Origin of the sequence: Fervidicola ferrireducens (assembly GCF_001562425.1) — a bacterium.
Lineage (GTDB): Bacteria > Bacillota > Thermosediminibacteria > Thermosediminibacterales > Thermosediminibacteraceae > Fervidicola > Fervidicola ferrireducens.
On sequence record NZ_LOED01000012.1, the window covers coordinates 20,427 to 44,238 of the forward strand.

The 23,812-nt window shown below is 46.7% G+C and carries 19 protein-coding genes and 1 pseudogene; all 20 read left to right on the forward strand.

Annotated features, from left to right (window positions below; translation table 11 throughout):
- Positions 1 to 6 precede the first annotated feature (6 nt).
- Entirely contained in the window at positions 7 to 207 is a 201-nt protein-coding gene (locus AN618_RS05925; protein WP_066353141.1) for a CBO2463/CBO2479 domain-containing protein, read from the forward strand.
- Between the two features lie 4 nt (positions 208 to 211).
- Positions 212 to 937: a D-proline reductase (dithiol) protein PrdB gene (gene prdB / locus AN618_RS13865; protein WP_083515081.1), complete on the forward strand. Its 726-nt coding sequence runs from the start codon at positions 212 to 214 to the stop codon at positions 935 to 937.
- A gap of 204 nt (positions 938 to 1,141) precedes the next feature.
- Positions 1,142 to 2,362 (forward strand): annotated as a pseudogene (locus tag AN618_RS14235) (glycine/sarcosine/betaine reductase component B subunit).
- A 4-nt stretch (positions 2,363 to 2,366) separates the two neighbouring features.
- The gene (locus AN618_RS05950; protein WP_066353156.1) at positions 2,367 to 3,407 is read left to right on the forward strand and encodes a proline racemase; all 1,041 of its coding nucleotides are present in this window, start codon (positions 2,367 to 2,369) and stop codon (positions 3,405 to 3,407) included.
- Between the two features lie 29 nt (positions 3,408 to 3,436).
- Positions 3,437 to 4,303 carry a sulfite exporter TauE/SafE family protein gene (locus AN618_RS05955; protein ID WP_083515083.1) on the forward strand — a complete coding sequence of 289 codons (867 nt, stop codon included), beginning with the start codon at positions 3,437 to 3,439 and terminating at the stop codon, positions 4,301 to 4,303.
- Positions 4,304 to 4,383: 80 nt separating this feature from the next.
- On the forward strand, positions 4,384 to 5,838 hold the full coding sequence (locus tag AN618_RS05960) for a sodium-dependent transporter (protein WP_066353158.1): 1,455 nt from the start codon (positions 4,384 to 4,386) through the stop codon (positions 5,836 to 5,838).
- A 3-nt stretch (positions 5,839 to 5,841) separates the two neighbouring features.
- On the forward strand, positions 5,842 to 5,943 hold the full coding sequence (locus AN618_RS13970) for a MetS family NSS transporter small subunit (RefSeq protein WP_157081642.1): 102 nt from the start codon (positions 5,842 to 5,844) through the stop codon (positions 5,941 to 5,943).
- Positions 5,944 to 6,046: 103 nt separating this feature from the next.
- Complete coding sequence (locus tag AN618_RS05965) at positions 6,047 to 7,771, forward strand: ABC transporter ATP-binding protein (protein ID WP_066353159.1); 1,725 nt, start codon at positions 6,047 to 6,049, stop codon at positions 7,769 to 7,771.
- Positions 7,768 to 9,633 carry an ABC transporter ATP-binding protein gene (locus AN618_RS05970; RefSeq protein ID WP_157081643.1) on the forward strand — a complete coding sequence of 622 codons (1,866 nt, stop codon included), beginning with the start codon at positions 7,768 to 7,770 and terminating at the stop codon, positions 9,631 to 9,633. The genes AN618_RS05965 and AN618_RS05970 overlap by 4 nt, the downstream gene beginning before the upstream one ends.
- Positions 9,634 to 9,722: 89 nt before the next feature.
- Positions 9,723 to 11,741, forward strand: a complete 2,019-nt coding sequence (gene uvrB, locus AN618_RS05975) for an excinuclease ABC subunit UvrB (protein WP_066353160.1) — start codon at positions 9,723 to 9,725, stop codon at positions 11,739 to 11,741.
- Positions 11,728 to 14,544: an excinuclease ABC subunit UvrA gene (gene uvrA, locus AN618_RS05980; protein ID WP_066353162.1), complete on the forward strand. Its 2,817-nt coding sequence runs from the start codon at positions 11,728 to 11,730 to the stop codon at positions 14,542 to 14,544. Before uvrB ends, uvrA begins: the two co-directional genes overlap by 14 nt.
- Positions 14,545 to 14,719: 175 nt before the next feature.
- Positions 14,720 to 15,454: an STAS domain-containing protein gene (locus AN618_RS05985; RefSeq protein ID WP_066353163.1), complete on the forward strand. Its 735-nt coding sequence runs from the start codon at positions 14,720 to 14,722 to the stop codon at positions 15,452 to 15,454.
- Positions 15,444 to 15,803 (forward strand): STAS domain-containing protein, encoded by a 360-nt coding sequence (locus AN618_RS05990; protein WP_066353164.1) that lies wholly within the window; start codon positions 15,444 to 15,446, stop codon positions 15,801 to 15,803. Before AN618_RS05985 ends, AN618_RS05990 begins: the two co-directional genes overlap by 11 nt.
- 43 nt (positions 15,804 to 15,846) lie before the next feature.
- On the forward strand, positions 15,847 to 16,281 hold the full coding sequence (locus AN618_RS05995; protein ID WP_066353166.1) for an anti-sigma regulatory factor: 435 nt from the start codon (positions 15,847 to 15,849) through the stop codon (positions 16,279 to 16,281).
- Entirely contained in the window at positions 16,278 to 17,240 is a 963-nt protein-coding gene (locus AN618_RS06000) for an ATP-binding protein (RefSeq protein ID WP_066353167.1), read from the forward strand. The genes AN618_RS05995 and AN618_RS06000 overlap by 4 nt, the downstream gene beginning before the upstream one ends.
- Positions 17,241 to 17,245: 5 nt before the next feature.
- Positions 17,246 to 18,049 carry a GGDEF domain-containing protein gene (locus AN618_RS06005; protein WP_066353168.1) on the forward strand — a complete coding sequence of 268 codons (804 nt, stop codon included), beginning with the start codon at positions 17,246 to 17,248 and terminating at the stop codon, positions 18,047 to 18,049.
- Between the two features lie 13 nt (positions 18,050 to 18,062).
- Positions 18,063 to 19,409, forward strand: coding sequence for a CBS domain-containing protein (locus AN618_RS06010; protein WP_066353170.1), 1,347 nt, complete (start codon positions 18,063 to 18,065; stop codon positions 19,407 to 19,409).
- A gap of 262 nt (positions 19,410 to 19,671) precedes the next feature.
- Positions 19,672 to 20,238, forward strand: a complete 567-nt coding sequence (locus tag AN618_RS06015; protein WP_066353171.1) for an HD-GYP domain-containing protein — start codon at positions 19,672 to 19,674, stop codon at positions 20,236 to 20,238.
- A 57-nt stretch (positions 20,239 to 20,295) separates the two neighbouring features.
- Positions 20,296 to 22,254, forward strand: a complete 1,959-nt coding sequence (locus tag AN618_RS06020; protein ID WP_066353172.1) for a methyl-accepting chemotaxis protein — start codon at positions 20,296 to 20,298, stop codon at positions 22,252 to 22,254.
- 18 nt (positions 22,255 to 22,272) lie between these two features.
- The gene (locus AN618_RS06025) at positions 22,273 to 23,808 is read left to right on the forward strand and encodes a chemotaxis protein CheW (RefSeq protein ID WP_066353173.1); all 1,536 of its coding nucleotides are present in this window, start codon (positions 22,273 to 22,275) and stop codon (positions 23,806 to 23,808) included.
- Positions 23,809 to 23,812: the final 4 nt, after the last annotated feature.

Here is a 23,812-nt window from a genome sequence, read left to right on the forward strand (position 1 = left end):
AGCATTATGGAAATAAATGCCGATGTCCGGCCGATCAAAGGTAAAATAATTGAACTAACCGAGAGAGATGTAAAAATCGAATTTTACGGCCGGATGGGTATGTTGAGGGTTCCCCTCCGGATGCTTATTTGCGGTAAGCATCCGGAGGTTGGAGACGAGGTCGAATTAAAAATGAGTTATGTTATATTAAAAAGCAATGGGAGGTAAACAAATGAAGCTTACAGTGGTGGAAGGGCTCCAATCGGAGATTTACGTTCCTATTACTCCGCCGCCGGTATTTACGCCTTTTACAAAAGAACTCAAAGATTGTACCGTAGCTCTGGTGTCTGCGGCGGGGATTCACATGAAATCCCAAAAACCGTTCAACCTGGCCGGGGACTTCACCTTCAGGGAAATACCCGGCGATACTCCATCCTCGGAGCTGATGGTAACTCACGGAGGCTACGACAACACCGACGTAAACAGGGACATAAACTGCATGTTCCCCATCGACAGGCTCAGGGAACTGGCAAAAGAAGGCTTTATAAAAGCAGCGGCTCCCGTGCATATAGGATTCATGGGTGGGGGCGGAAATGTAAAGAAGTTCCAGGAAGAAACGGGTCCCCAGATTGCGGAAGTGCTGAAAAGGGAAGGAGTTGACGTGGCCGTCCTGACCGCCGGCTGAGGGACCTGCCACCGCTCTGCCGTGATTGTGCAGAGAGCAATAGAAAGTGTCGGAATCCCGACTGTGCTTATCGCTGCTTTGCCGCCGGTAGCGAAGCAGCAGGGTTCACCCAGGATTGTGGCGCCTATGGTGCCTATGGGGGCGAACGTAGGCGAACCCAACAACAAGGTTATGCAGACTGCGATTTTAAAAGATGCCTTAAAAGCTCTGGAGACTATAGATACCTATGGAAAGGTAATTCCACTTCCTTACGAATACAAAGCCAAGATATAAAAGTATTTTTGAGCCGGCAGGCCTTTTGCCTGCCGGCGGCAAATGCCATGTAAAGGGGGTGAAATAAAAATGGTCAGGTTGTCCATTGCCAGGGCGAAGAGTGTGACGATGGAAATGCCGGAAAAGTATGCAGAGCTCGCTTTAAAAAATAAATCGGAGAAGAAGTCGAAAAATGAGGTGACACCTTTTCTGAAAGAAAAAATAATGAGAACACTGACGTGGCGGGAATATTCCGTAAATGATGTAAAAATTTCGAAATATACTAAGATAGAAAACAATATCCTGTACATCGATGAAGAGCTGGCCGGTCGTGCTGTTAATATTAACCCGATTGTGAAAAAAGTAACTTTAAGGGTTATTAAGCCCGGTGAAAGGAACGTCTTTGTGAATTCCATCATGGACATTATTCCAGTAGCGGCTAAGGTGGAGGGCAAAATCGGAGAAGGTGTCACCCATTTTCTCAGGGGAATGGTGGTCTTTCTGACCGGAACCGATGAAGAAGGCAGGCAAATATCCGAATTCGGTTCGTCCCATGGAATTTTAAGTGAAAAGGTGGCCTTTGGAATGCCGGGCACGCCTGGAAATAGGGAAATTATACTGAATATCGATGTGGTGATAGAAAAAGGCACCGGCATGGAAAGGCGAGGTCCCTTGGCAGCCCATCAGGTATGCGACTGGATTCTTGACCATATAAGACAGGAACTTAAAAAATTACCTCCTCAGGAAGCAATATATGTCCAGGAGTATAAAGATGTAAGGCGTGAGGGCAGGCCAAAGGTGCTCATCGTAAAGGAACTGGGCGGCCAGGGTGCAATGCACGAGAAGATTATAATGCCATCAGAACCCGGTGGGGTGCGGGGAGGTAAGTCCATCATAGACCTGGGCAACGTGCCTGTAATCCTTTCGCCCAACGAAGTAAGGGACGGCGGCATTCATTCCGTCACCTAAGGAGGTATAAGTATGGGAATAGGACCTTCCACTAAGGAGACCACCTTGCACCACATGAACGACCCGATGGTGGAAATCGTCAGAAACGACAAAAGTTTGGACCTGGTTGGCATTGCCGTGGTAGGAAGCCCTCAGGACAACCTGGAAAAGTTTTACGTGGCCAAAAGGCTGGGCATACTGGCAGAGGCGCTGGGCGTCGACGGAGTCTTAATATATGCCGAGGGTTTCGGAAACCAGCATATAGACTTTGCCGCACACATCGAAGAGCTGGGCAAAAGGGGGATTCCGGCGGTGGGCCTTACCTTTGCCGGCAACGGGCTGGTAGTCGAAAACGAATACATGGAAGACATCATAGATCTGGATAAAGCGGGCGAAGGTATGGAGACGGAGATTGTCGGACAAAATTGCGTTACGAAAAAAGACGTGATAAAATCAATTAAAATTTTAAAGAAAAAAATGAAGCAAAAAGGGAGATGAAAATATGAGATTCGGCAGGCTCATAATCGCGGTGGATTCCCACACCATGGGTGAACCGACCCGGGTGGTGGTGGGAGGAATTCCGCACATACCGGGGAAGACCATGGCCGAGAAAAAAGAATATCTCGAGAAAAACATGGACCACATAAGAACGGCATTGATGCACGAGCCGAGGGGCCACAGAGACATGTTCGGTTCTATAATTACGGCACCTGTAAATCAGGAAGCGGATTTTGGCATAATTTTCATGGACGGCGGCGGATACCTCAACATGTGCGGCCACGGGTCTATAGGCGCAGTTACGGTTGCGATTGAAACAGGCATGGTAAAGGCCGTAACTCCGGTAACCCACGTCAAATTGGACACACCTGCTGGACTTGTAGAGGCAAGGGCAGAGGTGGAGGATAACGTTGTAAAGTCGGTAACTGTCAGGAATGTACCGGCCTTCCTTTACGAAGCGGATGTGAAGATAGACGTGCCAGAGCTTGGGCAAATTACCGCTGATATTGCGTTTGGCGGAAGCTTTTTTGCTATAGTAGATGCAAAACAGCTCGGTATAAAAATTGAGCCTTCCAATGTGGATGACTTGATAAAAGCCGGAATGGCCATAAAGAGGGCGGCTAATGAGCAAATTAAAGTTCAGCATCCCGAAAAGGAACACATAAAAACCATAGACCTTGTGGAGATTTACGATGAGACGGAAAACCCGAAGGCGCACCTTAAAAATGTGGTAATTTTCGGCGATGGTCAGGCAGACCGGTCTCCCTGCGGTACAGGCACCTGTGCCAAAATGGCTACTCTTTATGCCAAAGGCAAACTTGCCCTGGGGCAGGACTTCCTGTACGAGAGCATAATAGGTACCGTATTTAAAGGGAGGTTAATCGGAGCCACCAAGGTCGGACCTTTCGATGCCGTAATTCCGGAGATAACCGGAAACGCTTATATAACGGGATTTAACCAGTTCGTAATCGACCCGGATGACCCGGTAAAATATGGATTTTTACTGGGAAGCAAGGGTTCAGGTGAATGCTGCAAGTCGGAATAGCCGTTTAAAAATTTACAAGGAGGGGAATTATGACACAGGCCGTACTGTCGGTTTTGGGACTTTTAACCCTTGGGTTTTCTTACGTGTTCGTAAAAGACACCATAAAGAACAAGCACACTTTTTCCGATGCGAGTTGGGCAAAGCTTTCGCTCGTAGGTTTCATAGTGAACTTTTTTGACACTTTGGGAATAGGGAGTTTTGCACCCACAACGGCCTTTTTTAAGCTGATGAAGCTTGTTCCGGATAGATTGATACCAGGAACACTGAACGTGAGCATGACGATACCGGTAGTTTTGGAGGCGCTGATTTTCATAACGGTAATTAAAGTCGAACCGATAACCCTCATCTCCATGCTGGCTTCGGCTACATTAGGTGCTGTGATGGGCGCAGGAATAGTATCCAAACTTCCTGAAAAGAAAATACAGATGGGAATGGGCATCGCGCTCCTGGTAGTGGCCTTGATTTTCCTCGCCGGAATATTCAACCTGATGCCGGTAGGCGGCGAGGCGATAGGACTTACCGGAACGAAGCTGGTTATAGGCGTTTTGGGTAACTTTATATTGGGTGCATTGATGACAATCGGCATCGGGCTTTACGCACCATGCATGGCTTTGGTTTATGCTCTAGGCATGAGCCCCAGGGTGGCCTTTCCAATCATGATGGGTTCGTGCGCATTTTTAATGCCGGCGGCCTCGATAAAATTCGTGCAGGAGGGTGCTTACGACAGGAAAGCGTCAGTGGCGATTACCATCGCCGGTTCTTTGGGAGTGTTTGTGGCAGCGTATCTCGTGAAGTCAATGCCGCTTACATTATTGAAATGGCTGGTGGTATTCGTAATAATATACACGGCAATTACGATGTTAAGGTCGGCCATGAGAGGTTCGGAAGAAAAATAAATAAAATATCTCTATATCTCTAGTTGTTTGCGGGGCCCTGCATAAGGGCCCCAGGAAATTTTCAAAATGGAGGTTAGCCGATGGCAAAAAGGGAATCCTTTGCAACTCGGTTCGGTTTTATAGCTGCTGCGATGGGACAAGCCGTGGGAACGGGAAATGTGTGGCGCTTTCCAAGGGTAGCGACGGCGAACGGTGGGGGACCTTTTTTGGTGGCGTATCTTGTAGCACTTTTAGTTTGGTGCATTCCCCTTCTGATGGCGGAGGTCGCCATAGGACGAAGGACTAGGAAGGGCACGATAGGCGCTTTTAGGGACTTTATAGGCGAGCGCTATACCTGGATGGGCGCGTGGATAGCTTTTGTTTGCTTTGCGCTTGGTGCTTATTATTCGGTAACTATGGGTTGGACGTTGCGGTATTTCGTTTTCAGCCTGGAAGGGGTTTTAAGACCGGGTGCTGATACTAAAGCCATCTGGGAAGGCTTTATAAATAATCCGGGGCAGGGAGTCTTATTTCACTTCATTTCGGTAGCTTTGGGCACTTACGTGGTATTTAAAGGAGTTGAAGGCGGAATCGAGAAGGTTTCGAAAATATTGATTCCCTCCCTTTTTGCCCTGTTGGTTATAGGAATGGTGAGGGCTCTTACGCTTCCGGGTGCTGCAAAAGGGCTTGACTACCTTTTCAATCCGGATTTTGGCAAATTAACGAGCGCTAAAGTGTGGCTTGAGGCTTTCACGCAGGCGGCCTGGTCCACTGGTGCTGGTTGGGGATTTATGATAACGTATGCGGTCTACACCAGCGAAAAGGAAGATGTGACAGTAAACAGCTTTATAACGGGTCTTGCCGATACTTCTGCAGCTTTTATAGCAGCCATGACCATTATCCCGACAATCTTTGCGCTCGTTCCTGCAAACGTGGAAGAGATACTTTCTTCGGGCAATACAGGGCTTACGTTTATATGGCTTGCAAGGCTTTTCCCGGAGCTACCGGGTGGCAGGTGGATTGCATCGGCGTTTTTCCTGGCTATGGCTTTTGCAGCCTTGACATCCCTTTATGCCATGTACGAAGTAGTAATAAGAAACCTGATCGATGCCGGATGGGAGAGAAAAAAGGCGGCTTTCACCGTTGCCTTATTTAGCTTTCTCGGCGGGCTTCCTTCGGCAGTGGACATCGATTTTCTAAACAACCAGGACCAGGTGTGGGGTGTAGCCCTATTGATAAGTGGCCTTTTTGTTGCCTTTGCCCTTATTAAATATGGGCTTGAGAGGGCAAGGAAGAAGGATATTAATCCATTTTCCGATATAAAAATCGGCCTCTGGTGGGACTTTTGCATAAGAATATTCCCCATTCTTTTTGCGATAATTTTCGGCTGGTGGATATACCAGCAATTCACATGGTATCCGGAAACCTGGTGGAATCCCTTTGAAGTTTACAGCCCCGCTACCATGTTTGTGCAATGGGGCATAGTCATTGCGGTGATATTGATGCTTAACGAAAAAATTGCAAAGGCCGTTTCTAAAAAGAGGGGTGAAAGCTAAAAAATGAGACCCGGAAGTATAATTACTATGATAGTGATGCTGACTATCGTATGGGGAGGACTATTTTACTTTTTAAATATGGCGTTAAAGTCCGAAAAAAAATAAAAAAGGTGCACCGCCAAAAGGCGGTGCACCTTTTTTATTTACGCCGCTTTTTAATAGTATTATAATTTTATTGTCGCAAATTCGAAAGGTAAGGGATGGAGTCATGCAAAAGCTTTTAAAGTGGCTCAAACCTTATAAAAATTACGTTATTGCATCGCTTTTTTTGATATTTTTACAGGCGGTGTCCGAACTTTACCTTCCCAATCTTATGGCAGACATCGTAGATACGGGAATCCTAAATAAAGATGTCGGATACATATTGAGAAAGGGAATTATGATGCTGCTGGTGGCTTTAGGGGGAACTATTGCGGCCATCCTGGCAAGCTATCTTTCTTCGAAGGCCGCCGTGGGATTCGGCAGGGATTTGCGGGAAGACATCTTCAAACATGTGGGAAGTTTTTCACTTGCGGAATTCGATAAATTCGGCACCGCATCGCTCATAACCCGGACGGTGAATGACGTAAACCAGATTCAAATGATGACGGTGATGGGGCTCAGGATGGTGGCAAGGGCGCCTTTGATGGGGATAGGCAGCATGATAATGGCAGTGTACAAGGATGCAAAGCTTTCGCTGGTTTTGCTGGTTACAGTGCCGTTCCTCATTGGAATAGTCTATTTCCTGTATAGAAGGTCGGTGCCGCTTTTCGAAGCCATCCAGAAAAAAATAGACAGGTTGAATCTCATACTCAGAGAAAACCTCATAGGGATAAGGGTGATTCGCGCCTTCAACCGGTCGGAATACGAAAAGCAGAGGTTTGAAAAGGCCAATCTGGACCTGACCGAAACTTCCATTAAGGTGAACAGGTTGATGTCGTGGTTCATGCCGGCCACCTCACTTGTCGTAAACTTTACGATCATCGCCATTTTATGGTTCGGGGGGATAAGGATTGAGCGAGGAACCCTTCAGGTTGGGGACCTGATGGCCTTCATCCAATACGTAATGCACTTGATGTTCTCCCTGATGATGATGTCCATGGCGTTTGTAATGTTTCCGCGCGCGTACGCTTCCGCGTCGAGGGTAATTGAGGTCCTCGAGACGGTGCCGGAGATAAAGGAACCGGAAAACCCCCTTGAACCGGAAGAAATAAAAGGGACTATAGAGTTTAAGGATGTTACCTTTAAATATCCCGGTTCGGCAGAGCCTGTTTTAAAAGAAATATCTTTTAGAGCCGAACCGGGCAGCGTCACCGCCATAATAGGAGGCACCGGAGCCGGCAAGACGACGATTTTAAATCTCATAATGAGGTTTTACGATGTAACATCGGGCAGTATTTTAATCGACGGAATTGATATAAGGCTTTTGCCCCTGGGGAAATTAAGGGATGCAATAGGATATGTGCCACAAAGGGTGGTGCTCTTTTCGGGCACCGTTGAGGAGAACATAAGGTTCGGGAAAGATTTGCGCCGCGAAGAAGTAGAAAGAGCGGCTTTGATAGCTCAGGCTTCCGAGTTTATTTCAAATATGGAGGGCGGATATAATTCTGTAATTTCCCAGGGAGGGAAAAACCTTTCCGGCGGTCAAAAACAGCGCCTTTCAATCGCACGGGCCGTGGCGAAAAAGTCACGGATTTACCTTTTCGACGACTGTTTTTCCGCCCTTGATTTTAAAACCGACGCAAAAGTGCGGGCTGCTATAAAGGAGGAGACGAAAGACAGCACCGTTTTGGTGGTTGCCCAACGGGTGGCCACGGTCATGGACGCCGACCAAATCATCGTCCTGAAAGACGGCAGGATAGCCGGAATAGGAAAACACGAGGAACTTTTTAAGACTTGCCGGGAATACCGCGAGATAGTGTTATCTCAACTTTCCGAGGAGGAATTCACATGAGCATAGGACCGCGAGGGCCCATGTTCCACGGGAGGCGGCCCGGTCCAAGGGGCTTTGTCGGTGGACCGCCCATGGTGAGGCCCGCGGAAAAGCCAAAAGACCTGAAGGGTACTTTGAAAAGACTCCTGAAATATCTAAGGCCTTATTTTTTCCAAATTGCGATTGTGTTCGTACTAGTTGTGCTGGCCAATGTGTTCAACGTATTCGGACCCAGAATAATGGGAGATATAACAACAGAACTCTTCAAAGGTGTTGTTGCTAAAAGGACGGGCTTAGGTTCAAAAATAGATTTCGGATATATATTGCAAAAACTTACACTTTTGGCTGCACTTTACATATCGGCTGCTTTTTTCACATACATCCAGCATTACTTGATGGCTGTAGTATCCCAGCGCATGGTTTTTTCGCTCAGGAACGAGGTTATGGGAAAACTTACCAAACTGCCTCTAAAATTTTTCGATTCCCGCACCTACGGCGATGTTTTGAGCAGGATTACAAACGACATAGACAATATAAGTACTACGCTGCAGCAAAGTATCCTCCAGCTTTTATCCGCTGTTGTTACTCTTTTGGGCATCGTGGCGATGATGCTGGCGATAAGCCCGGTTTTGACCTTTATCACATTATTGACGCTGCCGCTGAGCATTGCGGCGACGATGTCCATAGCGTCCCGCTCGCAGAGGCTTTTTTCAAAGCAGCAGGCTGTTTTGGGCAATTTGACCGGTCACGTGGAGGAAACCTACGGCGGATTTAACGTGATTAAAGCCTTCAACCGCGAAGGGGATTTCGTAAGAGCTTTTGTGGAAATGAATGAAAAACTCTACGACGCGTCGTGGAGAGCCCAGTTCCTCTCGGGAATCATAATGCCATTGATGAACTTTATCAGCAACATAGGATACGTGATAGTCTGCGCTGCTGGAGGAATTTTTGTAATTAGAAGGGTTCTCGAAATAGGAGATGTTCAGGCCTTCATCCAGTATTCCAGGCAGTTCAATCACCCCATAACCCAGACAGCGAACATTACGAACATCATCCAGTCCACCATCGCTTCCGCCGAGCGCGTCTTTGAGATATTGGATGAGGAGGAAGAAACCCCCGATAATCCTAAATTGGTACTGAAAGATGTAAAAGGATGCGTGAAATTCGAAAACGTGAGCTTCAGTTACAGGGAAGATGTGCCCCTGATAGAAGACCTGAACGTGGAGGTAAAACCCGGCCAGAAGGTGGCCATCGTGGGTCCGACGGGAGCCGGAAAAACCACCATAGTAAACCTTCTGATGCGGTTTTATGAAATTAAAAAGGGAAGGATAACCGTGGACGGCGTGGACATAAGGGATATTTCCAGGGAGAATTTGAGAAAAATATTCGGGATGGTCCTGCAGGACACCTGGCTTTTCAGCGGGACCATACGGGAAAACATCGCGTACGGCAAAGAAGGGGCCACCGAGGAGGAAATTATAAACGCGGCAAAAGCAGCCCACGCCCACCATTTCATAAAGACCCTGCCGGGAGGTTACGATGCAGTTTTAAACGAAGAGGCATCAAACATTTCCCAGGGACAAAAGCAGCTTATAACCATTGCCCGGGCTTTTTTAGCCAATCCGGAAATACTGATCCTTGATGAGGCAACGAGCAATGTGGATACGGTAACGGAAATATACATCCAAAAGGCTTTGAAAAACCTAATGAAAGGCAGGACGAGCTTCGTCATAGCCCACCGCCTTTCCACCGTAAAGGACGCCGACATGATTTTGGTGATAAACAACGGAAGGATAATCGAAAAAGGCACGCACGAAGAGCTGGTAAAAAAAGGTGGATTTTATGCAGAGCTATATAAAAGCCAGTTTGCCGTCACATCTTAAGCCCAAACAAAAATTCGGGGCTTTCTTTTTTTATAAGTCCATGTATGGTATAATTTTAGGGTGAAACAGGTAAAGAAGGTGGTATTGCCATGGGGGAGTTTCGGGTAGTTTCAAGCTTTACTCCGAAAGGCGACCAGCCCAAAGCAATCGCACAGTTGTCCGAAGGTATAAAAAAGGGATATAAATTCCAAACGCTTCTCGGGGCTACTGGCACCGGCAAAACTTTTACCATCGCTCACATAATAGAAAAGGTCCAAAAGCCGACTCTGGTCATAGCTCACAATAAGACCTTGGCGGGTCAACTTTGCAGCGAGCTCAAGGAGTTTTTTCCCAATAACGCTGTGGAATATTTTGTCAGCTACTATGACTATTACCAGCCCGAGGCGTACATCCCCCAGACCGACACCTACATCGAAAAGGACGCATCCATAAACGACGAGATTGATAAGCTCCGCCACTCGGCCACGGCGGCATTGTTCGAACGGCGGGACGTTATCATAGTCGCTAGCGTTTCCTGCATATACAGCCTGGGTTCTCCGGTGGATTACGAAAACCAGGTTATATCTTTAAGGCCCGGAATGGTAAAGGAAAGGGACGAAGTCATCCGCAGGCTGGTAGAAATTCAGTACACGAGAAACGATTACGATTTTACCCGCAACACTTTCCGTGTGCGCGGCGACATCCTTGAAATATATCCCGCTTCTTTCACCGAAAGGGCCATAAGGGTGGAGTTTTTCGGCGACGAAATCGAGAGGATAACCGAGTTTGACACCCTCACCGGCGAAGTTATCGGGGAAAGAAACCACGTTTCGATTTTCCCTGCGTCCCACTACGTAACTCCGAAAGACAAGCTGGAAGCTGCCATAAAGTCCATACAGCAGGAGCTTGAAGAGCGGGTGGCGGAACTGAAGGCTAAAGGGAAGCTCCTTGAAGCGGCAAGGCTCGAGCAGCGCACGAACTACGATATTGAAATGCTTCGTGAGACCGGATACTGCAAGGGGATTGAAAATTACTCCAGACACCTTACGGGGAGAAAACCGGGAGAGCCGCCCTTTACTCTCCTTGATTATTTCCCGGAAGATTACCTGATAATTATAGATGAATCCCACGTTACGATTCCCCAGCTAAGGGCCATGTACGCGGGGGACCGCTCCCGCAAGGAAGCCTTGGTGGAACACGGCTTCAGGCTTCCTTCGGCCTTCGACAACCGGCCTCTGACCTTTGAGGAATTCGAGGAAAGGATAAACCAGGTCATATTTCTTTCAGCCACGCCGGGCCCCTACGAGCTTGAAAAGAGCTCTCAGGTGGTCGAACAAATCATAAGGCCTACCGGGCTTTTGGACCCTGAAGTGGAGGTGAGGCCCACAAAGGGGCAGATAGACGACCTCATCGGCGAGATAAGAAAGAGGGCTGAAAAGGACCAGAGAGTCCTGGTTACCACCCTGACGAAAAAGATGGCCGAGGACCTTTGCGACTATTTGAGAGAATCCGGAATCAAGGTAAAATACCTGCATTCTGAGATTAATACCTTGGAGAGGCTTGAGATATTGCGGGACCTCAGGCTCGGAAAATTCGACTGCCTTGTTGGAGTCAATCTCTTGAGGGAGGGCCTGGACCTTCCTGAGGTCTCTCTGGTGGCAATTTTAGATGCCGACAAGGAAGGATTTTTGCGTTCGGAAACCTCGCTGATTCAGACTATCGGGCGCGCGGCTCGCAACGCCGAAGGACGCGTAATAATGTACGCCGATACCATAACCGAGTCAATGGCAAAAGCGATAAGCGAAACCAACCGCCGCCGAAAGATACAGATGGAGTACAACAAAAAGCACGGCATAGTGCCCACCACGGTCAAAAAGGGCATAAGGGAGCTCATCGAGGCCACTAAGGAAGTGGACAAAAAAGAAGACTTCCTGCCTGATAAGGACCTTGCCAAGATGACCAAAAAGGAACTGAAAGCCTACGTTGAAAAGCTGGAAAAAGAGATGAGAGAGGCGGCGCGGAATCTGGAATTCGAAAAGGCGGCCCAGCTTCGCGATATCATACTGGAAATCAAAGCCCAGGCTTTCAGCGTCGTGAGAGAGGGTAGTGATATTCATGTCAAAGGATAAAATAATAGTTAAAGGAGCAAGGGAGCACAACTTAAAGAACATCGATGTGGAGATACCCAGGGACAAGCTGGTTGTGATAACGGGTATTTCCGGGTCAGGCAAATCCACTCTGGCCTTTGATACAATTTACGCCGAAGGGCAAAGGCGCTACGTAGAGTCGCTGTCGGCCTACGCCCGCCAGTTTCTGGGCCAGATGGACAAACCAGACGTGGACTATATAGAAGGTCTATCCCCGGCTATTTCAATTGACCAGAAGACCACCAGCAAAAACCCCCGTTCCACCGTGGGGACGGTTACCGAAATCTACGACTACTTGAGATTGCTTTATGCAAGGATAGGCCGGCCCCACTGCCCGCGCTGCGGCAGGGAGATATCCCAGCAGACCGTCGACCAGATAGTGGACGCGGTGATGGAACTGCCTGAAGGCACTAAGATACAGGTGCTTTCACCGGTGGTGCGGGGCAGGAAGGGCGAACACCAGAAGCTTCTGGAAAATATAAAAAAGGACGGCTTCATGCGGGTTCGGATAGACGGTGAAATCGTGGAAGTTGGAGAAGAAATAAAACTCGATAAAAATAAAAAGCACAATATCGAAATCATAGTGGACAGGATTATTGTGCGGCCCGGCGTGGAATCAAGACTTGCGGATTCAATAGAAACGGCCCTTGCAAGGTCGGGGGGGCTTGTGATAATAGATGTCATCGGGGAAAGAGAATTACTTTTCTCGCAGAATTTTGCCTGCCCGGACTGCGGCATCAGCTTAGAGGAACTGTCGCCTAGGATGTTTTCATTTAACAGCCCCTACGGTGCCTGCCCGGCCTGCAGCGGACTCGGGGTGAACATGGAAATCGATCCGGACCTTGTAATACCTGATAGGTCAAAGTCTGTGGCCGAAGGTGCTATAGTGCCTTGGAGCAGCAGCGCCGACGGGTATTATTTCCAGATGCTACAGGCGGTGCTGGAGCACTATGGCTACGATGTGGAAACTCCTCTCGAGAAGATGGACGAGCGCATGATAGACATTTTGCTATATGGTTCCGACGAGATAATAGACTTTTACTACGAAAGCCGTTACGGCAGCACAAGGCACTACCGGGGATATTTCGAAGGCGTTATCAATAATTTAAAGCGGCGATACGAGGAAACCGATTCCGAATGGTCTCGGGAAGAAATCGAACAGTTTATGAGCACAAGGCCTTGCCCCGCCTGCAAGGGGGCAAGGCTAAAGCCTGAAAGCCTTGCGGTAAAGGTGGGAGGCCTTTCCATAGCCGAGGTGACGGCACTTTCCATAAGGGATGCCATGAAGTTTTTCAGCGAACTTGAGCTTACCGAGAAGGAAAGAATTATAGCCCAGCAAGTATTAAAGGAAATAAAAAACAGACTTCAATTTTTAATAGACGTGGGCCTCGATTACTTGACGTTGGACAGACCTGCCGGGACGCTTTCCGGCGGCGAATCACAAAGAATAAGGCTTGCCACCCAAATAGGCTCGAGATTAGTAGGAGTTTTATATATACTCGACGAGCCCAGCATAGGGTTGCACCAAAGGGACAACGAGCGCCTTATAAGAACCTTAAAGGAACTTAGGGACCTGGGAAATACGGTGCTGGTGGTGGAGCACGACGAGGATACCATGAGGGCCGCCGATTATATCATAGATATCGGCCCCGGTGCGGGAGAGCACGGCGGTAGGGTTGTTGCGGCAGGACCAGTGGAAGTTATAGAAAAATGCGAGGAGTCCCTGACCGGAAAGTTCCTAAGCGGAAAACTTAAAATACCTGTGCCACCGGAAAGGAGAAAGCCCGACGGCCGGTGGATAGTGCTCAGGGGCTGCCGAGAGCACAACCTTAAAGATATAGACGTGAAATTTCCGGTGGGGCTTTTTACCTGCGTGACGGGGGTTTCGGGTTCCGGAAAGAGCACCCTTGTGAACGAGATCCTGTACAAAGCTTTGAAGGAAAAGCTATCAGGCGTAAAGACAAGGCCCGGCGACTTCGATGGCATAGAAGGCGTAGAATACGTGGAAAAGGTAATAAACATAGATCAGTCGCCAATAGGCAGGACGCCGAGGTCCAATCCTGCCACATACACCGGAGTTTTTAACGATATCCGGGAGGTCTTTTCGCTAACCCCAGAGGCCAGGATGAGGGGATACAAACCGGGCAGGTTTAGCTTTAACGTAAAAGGCGGTCGGTGCGAAGCATGTAAGGGAGATGGAATAATAAAGATAGAAATGCATTTTCTGGCAGATGTTTACGTCCCATGCGAGGTATGCAAGGGCAAGCGCTATAACCGGGAAACCTTAGAAGTAAAGTACAAGGGAAAGAGTATCGCCGATGTGCTCGATATGACGGTGGACGAAGCACTGGAATTTTTCCAAAACATTCCCAAAATAAGGCGTAAGCTGGAGACATTACGGGATGTGGGGCTGGGGTACATCAAGTTAGGACAGTCTTCCACTACGCTGTCGGGAGGCGAAGCCCAGAGAGTAAAGCTTGCTGCCGAGCTTTCGAGGAAGAACAACGGTGGCACGGTGTATATACTGGACGAGCCCACCACGGGACTACATCCGGCGGATATAAAAAAGCTTTTGGATGTACTTCACCGGTTGGTGGATGGGGGAAGCACGGTAATAGTTATCGAGCACAACCTTGATGTGATAAAAACCGCCGATTATGTAATAGACCTCGGTCCGGAAGGAGGAGATGCGGGAGGCGAGATCGTTGCCCAGGGGACTCCGGAAGATGTGGCCGCCAACGAGAAGTCTTACACGGGGCATTTTCTAAAGAAAGTTTTGGGATGATAGAAGTAAAAGTAGCCGGGCTTATCGGTCCGGGTATTTTTTTGTCCTATTTTCTCGAGCTAACGGATAAAGAGAACTTAAAAGCACTTTATTGCTCTCGCATATTTATGTATTATAATAGTTTGTGGGATTAACATGACTTTTCTAGTTTATATTTGGAAGGGGTGGTATTATCGTGAAAGAGGCCATAATTTATAATTTGGAAGGGCTTTTAGAAGGACTGGCAGGAGAGGATGGGATAAAAAAAGAATGGGAGGATTTTTTGGTTAATCTTGCGGATGCTTCCGAAAACGCGGACATGAAGGAAAAAATTAAAGAACCGCTAAAAAGTCTCATGAATGTCGTTAATTCAAGTGCTTTGTTGAAAGGATTTGAGTTTTTGAACGAAAAAATAGAAGGATTTCCTCTTGCGGAAATTTTAAAAGTCGTAGTTGAAGTATTGGATGAGTCGAAAAAAGAAAAAGAGACACGCATCAGAGAACTGGGGGACATACTCGCCGAACTTGCGACTCCCATAATAAGGATCTGGCAGGATATACTTCTCGTGCCTCTTATTGGTACCCTTGACAGCCACAGAGCCCAGAACATGGCCGAAAAACTTCTTGAAAAAACAGCAAGCACCAGGGCAAAGATGGTGATCGTGGATGTGACGGGTGTGCCGATGATCGATACCATTGTCGGAGGATTTTTAATAGAAATGTTTAACGCGATAAAGCTGCTCGGCAGCGATGTGATTCTGACGGGAATAAAGCCGGAGATAGCCCATACCCTTGTAAAACTGGGCGTCGATTTCAACATGGTAATTATAAAGAGGGACTTGGAAAGCGCCCTCAAGTATGCGATTGGTATAGCGCCTGACAAAAGCGACAGAAAACATAGCCGAAAAAGAGGGGACGGCGATGAAGAGTAAGGTAGTGCCGACTATAAAGCTTTATGATTACTTGCTTGTCCCAATACAGATCGAACTTGATGATAATACGGTTGAGAGGCTGCAGATGCAGATACTCCACGAGATACACGAGAATGACGTCCGGGGTATAATAATCGATGTCAGCATGGTAGATGTAATCGACAGCTACATATCTTTTGTCCTTTCGGAGACGGCCGGTATGGCTAAAGCTATGGGATGCCATACTGTTTTATGCGGGATTCAGCCGCAGGTAGCGCTTACGCTAGCCCAGATGGGCATCAGGTTGAAAGACATAATCACTGCCCGGAGCCTTGAGGATGCTATAGATATTCTGGATGAGCTGGAGTAAGCGGCGCTTTTTCAATGCTTTTGCGTTGGGGGAGTGATACCGGGTGATAGAAGTAAATCCCCAGGACTACGACATAGTGCTGAAGATAAAAGATGAAAGCGATATAGCGGTGTCCAGGCAGATGGCAAAAAATTTTGCACAGAAAATGAATTTTTCTCTGGCGGATGTCACTAAAATAGCCACGGCCGTCTCGGAGCTGGCAAGAAATATTTACAGGTATGCAAAGGAAGGGTACATTTACATTAGAAAGAAAGAAGCAGGTCCAGAGAAGGCGACAACCATAGAGATTTTAGCGTGCGACAAGGGACCTGGGATAGAAAATGTGGAACTTGCGGTAAGCGGAGGATATACGACTTCAGAAAGAAGCCTGGGGCTGGGCCTTGCAGGGATCAGAAGGCTGATGGACAGTTTTCATATCGAGTCTGAAGTTGGGAAGGGAACGGCTGTTATCGTGGAAAAAAGGAGGCGCGCGTTTTGACAGAGAGGCTGAAGGTTGATATTGCTGTTGAAGCCGATCTTTTTATTCTCGAATACCGCCTGAAGAAATTTTTGAAAAAAATTAACCTGGACATACCCTCAACCTTGCTCGTGGCCAAAGAATTGGCCACTAATATTTTGAAATACGGCAAAAAGGGCTTCATAGAGGTAGAACTTACTGAGGATGGTCTTCGCATCGTGGCCGAAGATATAGGAAAGATTGTGGGGGATAGCAGCGAAGATAAGCTATCCGGTGGACTTGGTATAGGCCTTGAAGTGGTGAAAAAAAGCAGCAATGAACTTGAAATCGAGCGAAAACCCGGCGGAGGTACAAGAGTAAAGGCTACCTTCAAGCCTTCAAAGCAAAAGGGGAAGAATTTTATTTTGCAAGTCGGAACGGCATCAAAGCCGCATTATCTGGAGGAAGAGAGCGGAGATGTGTGCTTATGGAAGAAGATGGGCGAGAAATATATGTTATTTGTCGCGGATGTCTTGGGCCACGGCAGAAGGGCGCACGAAGTTGCGAAACTTATAGAGTTTTACGTTAAGAATTCAGCGGAGGAGAAAATAGAGAAGATATATGCGGATCTTCAGGGGCTTTTACGAGATACCCGCGGCTGTGCCGCTTTTGTTGCTCTGGTTTCTGAATCTATGATAGAATACATAAACGTGGGCAATATAAAGGCCTGGCTTGTCGATGCTTGGTCTGCTAGGAGAATAATGGGAGTAGGCGGTGTCGTCGGGAGGATGCAGGCCAGCCCGAAAATATTTAGAGAACCTGTGTCGCTGATTTATTCCACATTGGTAGTGTGCACGGATGGAATAAAGAATCAGTTTATTCCGACGCCAGACATAGTATGGATCAGAACGCTAAGTGCCAGAGACGCCGCTTTAAAGATAGTGACGGAGTTCAGTATAAAAGAAGATGATGCTACCGCACTGGTGGCAAAGGGGGAATAGGGCAAGTGAAAAATCTTAAGAGCTTTGTGATGGAGTACAAGAATTACCTTTCAGAATACCTTCTAAAAGGTGGGCAAGATGAGGTACTGTTTGAGGCATACCAGCGCCTTATAAAATTGCTGGACGAGTCTTCAGCCCAGGCCGCAAATATTCTGGACATTCATAATCAAGTTCTAAAAGAAGTTCTTAATATAAAGCAGGATAACGATGTGGTCCAGTGGATCTACATTGAGAGAGCTACAGAATTTTTGGCCCAGATACTCATAGCAACGGATGCCTTGCTCCTCACTCTTAAGGAGAGTGTCGAAAGAGATCCTCTGACAGGTCTTTACAATAGGCTAGCAATTGATAGAATTCTCTCGAAACTTTGGTCGAATGCAAGTATGACAAAAACACCTCTTACAGTGGCCATGCTTGATATAGACAATTTCAAAGATATCAATGATAGATACGGCCATGTGATCGGAGACGAACTGTTGAAGGAAGTAAGTACTGTTATAAAAGCTTGCCTCAGGGACAAGGACGTGGTTATGAGGTATGGGGGCGAAGAATTCCTCATATTGCTGCCGGAAACGGAAAGTAGCGGTGCTAAAAAGCCCCTGGAAAGGGTAAGAAAACGAATAGAGGAGGGGGTTTTTACAGAAGCCAGGATTAAAATTACCGCTAGCATTGGTGCAGCGGTGTATCCGGATGACCGCCCGTTAAGTATGGAGGAGATCATAGAATTTGCAGATGCGGCCATGTACGCGGCTAAAGCAAAAGGTAAAAACAGGCTCGTTTTCTACAGCCACCTGAACGGCAAAAATTAGGGAGGGGGCTTAAATGGAAGATATACTAATGGACCGATGCGATTTGCCTGTAGTTCCACCAGATGCCAGTTTAAAAGAAGTTGCGAAAGCACTGCTTGAAAGTGAAGGAGCCCTGGTAATTGTAGAGAAGGAAGAAGGTGTTTATGGATACATTGATGGCAAAACGATAATAAAATGGCTTCTCATGGGAGATGAAGGTGCAAAATTTAAAGCAAAGGACATTGCCGTTCTGATAAAAGATGAGGATAAACTGGAATCGTCCATGGACATAGAAGCCATTGTTGAGAGGATAAATAAATGCGGAAGATTGCCATTATTTACGGGTAAAGAAGGAAAAATAGCAGGAAGGCTTTCACCGGATAAGCTAATAGGCGAACTTGCAAGGTCGCACGGTGAGGAAAGAAAAAAAAGAGTAGATACAGAGCACTTGATAGAGGCAGTGATAAACCTCCTTCCCTTTGGGATTGCGTTGGTATCGGAGGGCGGCGAGGTTGTACAGGCTAATAGACTCGCGATGGAAATAATATCAGAAAACTCAATAGGTACTGAAGAAATGAAGGCGATAGTTAAGAATAATCAAAGAAAGATATTCACAACAAAAACAGGAACCTACTACAGGATGTGTACGGATATTTTACGGGAAACAAATTATTTTCTGGTTACTTTTGCCGATATAACAGCGGAGTACACCATGATGGAAAAATTGAGAAGTAGTCAAAGTGAAGTGGAAACGGCATTTTCGATAATGCTTCCGGACCAGCGCATAGAGGCACGGTTAAAATCCATAGTGGAGTATATGGATGAGTACGACGAAAGTACAGGCATGATAAAAATAACCGGCGTGATCAAAAACGGCTGTTTCAGGCATGTCATAAACATGCTAAAGCTAATTGCAGACGCTTTTAGGCAAGGGCTGATGGAACTGCCAGGGATGGATAAGAATGCACTTGTGCAGGCCACCGTTCTGCATGATATCGGAAAGGTGCAGCCGGATTTAAAAATAGGGGATATAGTAAATCCGAAGGAAGTATTTGAAAAGGGTCACCATCATGCATTTCGGGGAGCTGATTTGAGCAGGGCGTTATATAACATAGACGATAAAGTGTATTATTTGATAAAGTATCACCATCATGTGGAGAACGAGCTGCCGTCCGACTTTCCGCAGTATCTTTTGCCAATGTACAGGTTTTTCAGATTGATCGATGGCCTTTCAGCTGGAATTACTCGCAGGGGCTCCAAAGTTGCGATGAAGGTGAAGGGGACAAGAATTCACGTGAAAGAAGAAAGTAGTTTTCCCACTTACAATCAGGAAATTGAGATGGATATTTACACAGGATTTTTTGCTAGCAGGAAGCTGTGAGGTGCTGAGGGATTTTGATGATGAGGGGAATACACCCTCTATTTTTTTGCTTTATTAAAAAATATATTTTTGAAAAATAAAAAATAATTTAAAAAAAATAAAAAAAAAAAAAAAAAAAAAAAAAAATGAAGGATTCTGACAATTTATGTCGAAATATCAAAACATAAAAGAAGAGATCAGTTAGGAGAGGTGATGTTAAGTAAGTGACACGTACAATTTACAAAAATCAAAGAAAACGAACATCACAGGGGAAAGATGAAGTGTGCTATGGAATCTCACTCTTGCTTTGTTTTACGTGTTATTAGCAAGGGATCGGGTAACGGCAATTCATTGCAAAAATGTGGCAAAATACGCAGCAGCGATAGGTAATGTGTTGGGCTTAAGTCCTGAAGAAATTAAGGAAGTTTATATAGCATCCTTACTTCATGACGTCGGCAAAATTGGACTTCCGGATAGACTTTTAAAAACGACGAGAAAATACACCCGCTGGGAAAAGCAGATGGTGCAGCAGCACGTAGTTATAGGCAGGAATTTGCTGGCAAGCCTCGGCTTTTCAAAGGCCATAGTTGATGGAGTCTACTATCATCATGAAAGATACGATGGTATGGGTTACATAAAAGGATTAATAGGTGATCAGATACCGCTCTTCGGGAGGATCATAGCTATAGCTGATACGTTTGATGCGCTTACAAGCAAAAGGCCTTACCGCGACCCGCTGCCGGTACACCAGGCCATCGGTATATTAAAAGATTCTAATGGCCAATTTGATCCGGAGTTACTGAAATGCTTCTTACAGAGTGTCGAACTACTGCGTATCGACGTTAGATGATTTTACAAACGAAATACAATTCTAAATAAACAATAATAACCGGAGGTAGATGGAAATATGCCAGAGAAAAATTTTAAAACACTTGCCCCGTTAGGTGGAGAGCCTGCAGATACAGCAAAGAGCGATAAACCCGGTTCAAACCAAATGGAATCAGGCGGGTACAACGTAGATAAAAAACAGCTTGAAATGCAAAGAAAAAAGGCGCGCACCTTTGCAAAGAGGCAGCAGGCAGCGGAAAGGATTGCAGCTGCTACCGAAGAGCTGTCATCAGGAGTAGAGGAGGCTACAGGAGCAATCGAAGAGCTGAGGGCCTCCATGGAACAGATTGCCAGCGGAGCGGAAGAAGCGAGCAAAGCGACCCAGGAGTCACTGGCGGCAATTGAGCAGATAACAAAAGGAGCAGAGAAGGCTGCGGAAAATGCCCGGCTGGCGCTGGAACGGGGGAAGGCCATTCAGGCGCTTGTTGAAAAAACGGCTGAAGACATAGAAAAGCTTGTAGAAGGTGTTAACAAGGCATCCTCTAAAAATGAGGAATCAGCAAGGCTTGTAGCCCAGTTAGAAAAGCAGGCAGAAAGCATAGGCAATATCATTAAAACGGTTGTCAGGATAGCCGATCAGACTAATTTGCTGGCTTTAAATGCGGCAATCGAAGCAGCGCGGGCTGGAGAGCACGGCAAGGGATTCGCTGTGGTGGCCGATGAAGTACGGGTACTGGCAGAAACTTCTGAAAAGGCAGCTAATGACATAAGAGAGGTCGTAAATAACATTCAGCAAGAAGTAAAGGTTGTTGTAGATGCCATTAATGATTCAGCAGCCAAAGCGCGCTCTCAGGTGGAAAGAGGGAAATTGATAAGTGAAGATCTGATTTCTGTTATCAGGGCAATGGAAGAAGTCGTAAAAGCTGCAGCCAAAATAAATGATCTAAGCCGCGAGTCTTTGCAGGCTGTGCAGGAATTCCAAAAGGGAGCTGAAATAGTCGCAAGCGGAGCTGAGGAGCAGGCCAAAGCAACGCAGGAAGCCCTTCAGGCGATAGACCAGCAAACAAAAGCCCTTTCTGACATAAGCCAGGCTGCTGCAGAACTTGCTGAAATGGCAGAGGAGTTGAGATCTTCTACCGATACTCAAAAATCAGCCGAGAGCCTTGCAGCTGCGGCAGAAGAACTTTCTGCTGCTATTGAAGAAGCAAGCAAATCGGCGGACCAGATCATGGTGGCGCTTTCTCAGATAGCCAGGGGTAGTGAACAGCAGGCAGCGGCGGCCGAAGAATCTTCCGGAGCTGCGGCACAGATAGAGAAAGGGATGAAGACGATCAGCGAAGAGGCGCAGTCTTCGTTAAACAAGGTTAAAGAACTTGCTGAATTATTGGAGCGCAACAAAGCGAATGTAGACCAATTGATTTCCGGAGTTTTAGAAGCCATGAATACAAACAGACAAAATATTGAAAAAATAAAGACATTAGAATCCAGGGCCAGGGAAATCGATAAGATTGTGGACACTATCGTTACGGTTGGTATTCAGACAAATATGCTTGCTGTAAGTGGAGCTATAGAGGCAGCAAGAGCAGGGGAATATGGTAAAGGTTTTGCGGTTGTCGCATCGGACATCAGGAATTTGGCCCAGGACAGTGCAAGCAATGCGGAGCAGATAAAAGAGCTTGTAAGGTCTATACAGGAACAGATAAAGATTGTGCTCATGGACGCTGAAGCAATAGGCGAGTCCACAATTCAAGAAGTAGAAAAAGCAAAAAAGACTTCAAAGGATCTAGAACAGATAGATAAAGACATGAAGACCATAGTAAAAGGGACGGAAGAAATTGCTGAAGAAGCCAGGCAAAGTGTGCACGCTATTGAGGAGGCAAGAAAAGGTGTTGATCAGATCGCATCTGCTGCGGAGGAGGCGTCCAGAGCCGCCCAGGAAGCGGCTACAGCAGGCAAGCAGCAGGCAGAAGGTGTGAGAGAACTTTCAAGAGCCATTGAAGAGATTGCAGCGCTGGCCGATGAACTGCAGCAGTTTTAAGGACAGGGTGATGGTTTCATGGAGCCGGTAACCACAATCGAAAGGTCGATTGAAAACAGCAATCAGTACATTACCTTCTATCTGGGCGATGAAATGTACGGAGTGGCAATAAAGTATTTGCAGGAGATAATAAGGGTCCCGGAGGTTGTGAAGGTCCCGCGTGTCCCTCAATATATTCGGGGCCTTGCCAACCTGCGGGGAACCATCCTGACAATTGTAGATTGCAGGCTGCGCCTGGGGCTTGCGAAAGCGGAAGATACAGAGGCAAGCCGGGTGATTGTGCTGACAGCAGATGATAAAAGACTCGGGTACGTGGTAGACCGGGTTGCTGGGGTAATATCTATTCGAAGGGATGAGGTAGAAGAAATATCTGGGGAAGAAACTGCTGTGGACTTTTTGGAAGGTGTGGCGAGAATCGAAGATGGCGAGAAATTGGTTATGCTGTTGGATGCTAGGCGGCTCATTAAATCATGGGATGGAGAAGCCAGCCAAAAGCTGGTAAATACAATTAATCATACCAGAATTAACGAAGATAATAAGAAAAGTATGGATACAACCAGTGAAGAACAGTTGCAGCTCATCAGCTTCAAGATAGGCAACGAGGAATATGGAATAGAGGTGGCGAATGTCCAGGAGATAGTCCGTGTCTCCGAAGAAATCAACGAAGTTCCCAATACACCCCCTTACATTCTTGGAATTATTTCACTACGCAATAGGATATTGCCTATCGTAAGCATGAGGCGGTTATTCCACATGGAGGAATGCGCTTTTGACGAGAGGTCAAGGATAATAGTAACTCATGTAAAAGAAGAAGACTGCTCTTATACAGTAGGATTTAGAGTCGATGTGGTTTCAGAAGTGCTGCGTATTGCCAGAACCTCGATTGACCCTGTACCACCGCTTTTAAAAGGAAAAGGTATTGAGGAGATAAGCGGAATATGCAAGCTTGATGGCGGCAGGCGCCTGGTTTATGTGCTTGACCCCAAAAAGATGTTTTCCCACGGGTTAAAAGAAAGCGCTGATATATTACGGTCTCGCGGGGATAATGGTGAAATGGAAGTTATTGATGAAAAGGATGAAGAGGAACAAATTGTGAGTTTCGTCGTGGATGGCATGGAGTGCGCATTCTCGATAGAAGATGTGAGGGAAATAATAAGGCTAACGGATATACTAGCTGTTCCAAAGGCTCCTGATTTTGTAGAGGGCGTCATAAATTTGCGTGGTATAATTGTGCCCGTAATTGATCTTAGGAAAAAGTTCGGATTAAAGAAAGTAGAGCGGGATGAGCATAACAGAATAGTGATCGTCGAAATTTCCGGAAGGCGCACCGGCCTCATTGTGGATTCTGTTAAAGAAGTTCTAAAGGTAAAGCGATCCAAGATAGAAAGCACGCCTGAAATTCTGGTTGAAGAGATCGAACAGAGGTTCATCAGGGGAATAGCAAAATTTGATGGAGCAAACAGAATGATTATTCTGCTTTCTGCGGAGGAGGTCCTGTCGGGGAAGGAAAAGAAAGAGCTCATGGAAATTGACAAAATAGAACAAGGGGAATGATTGA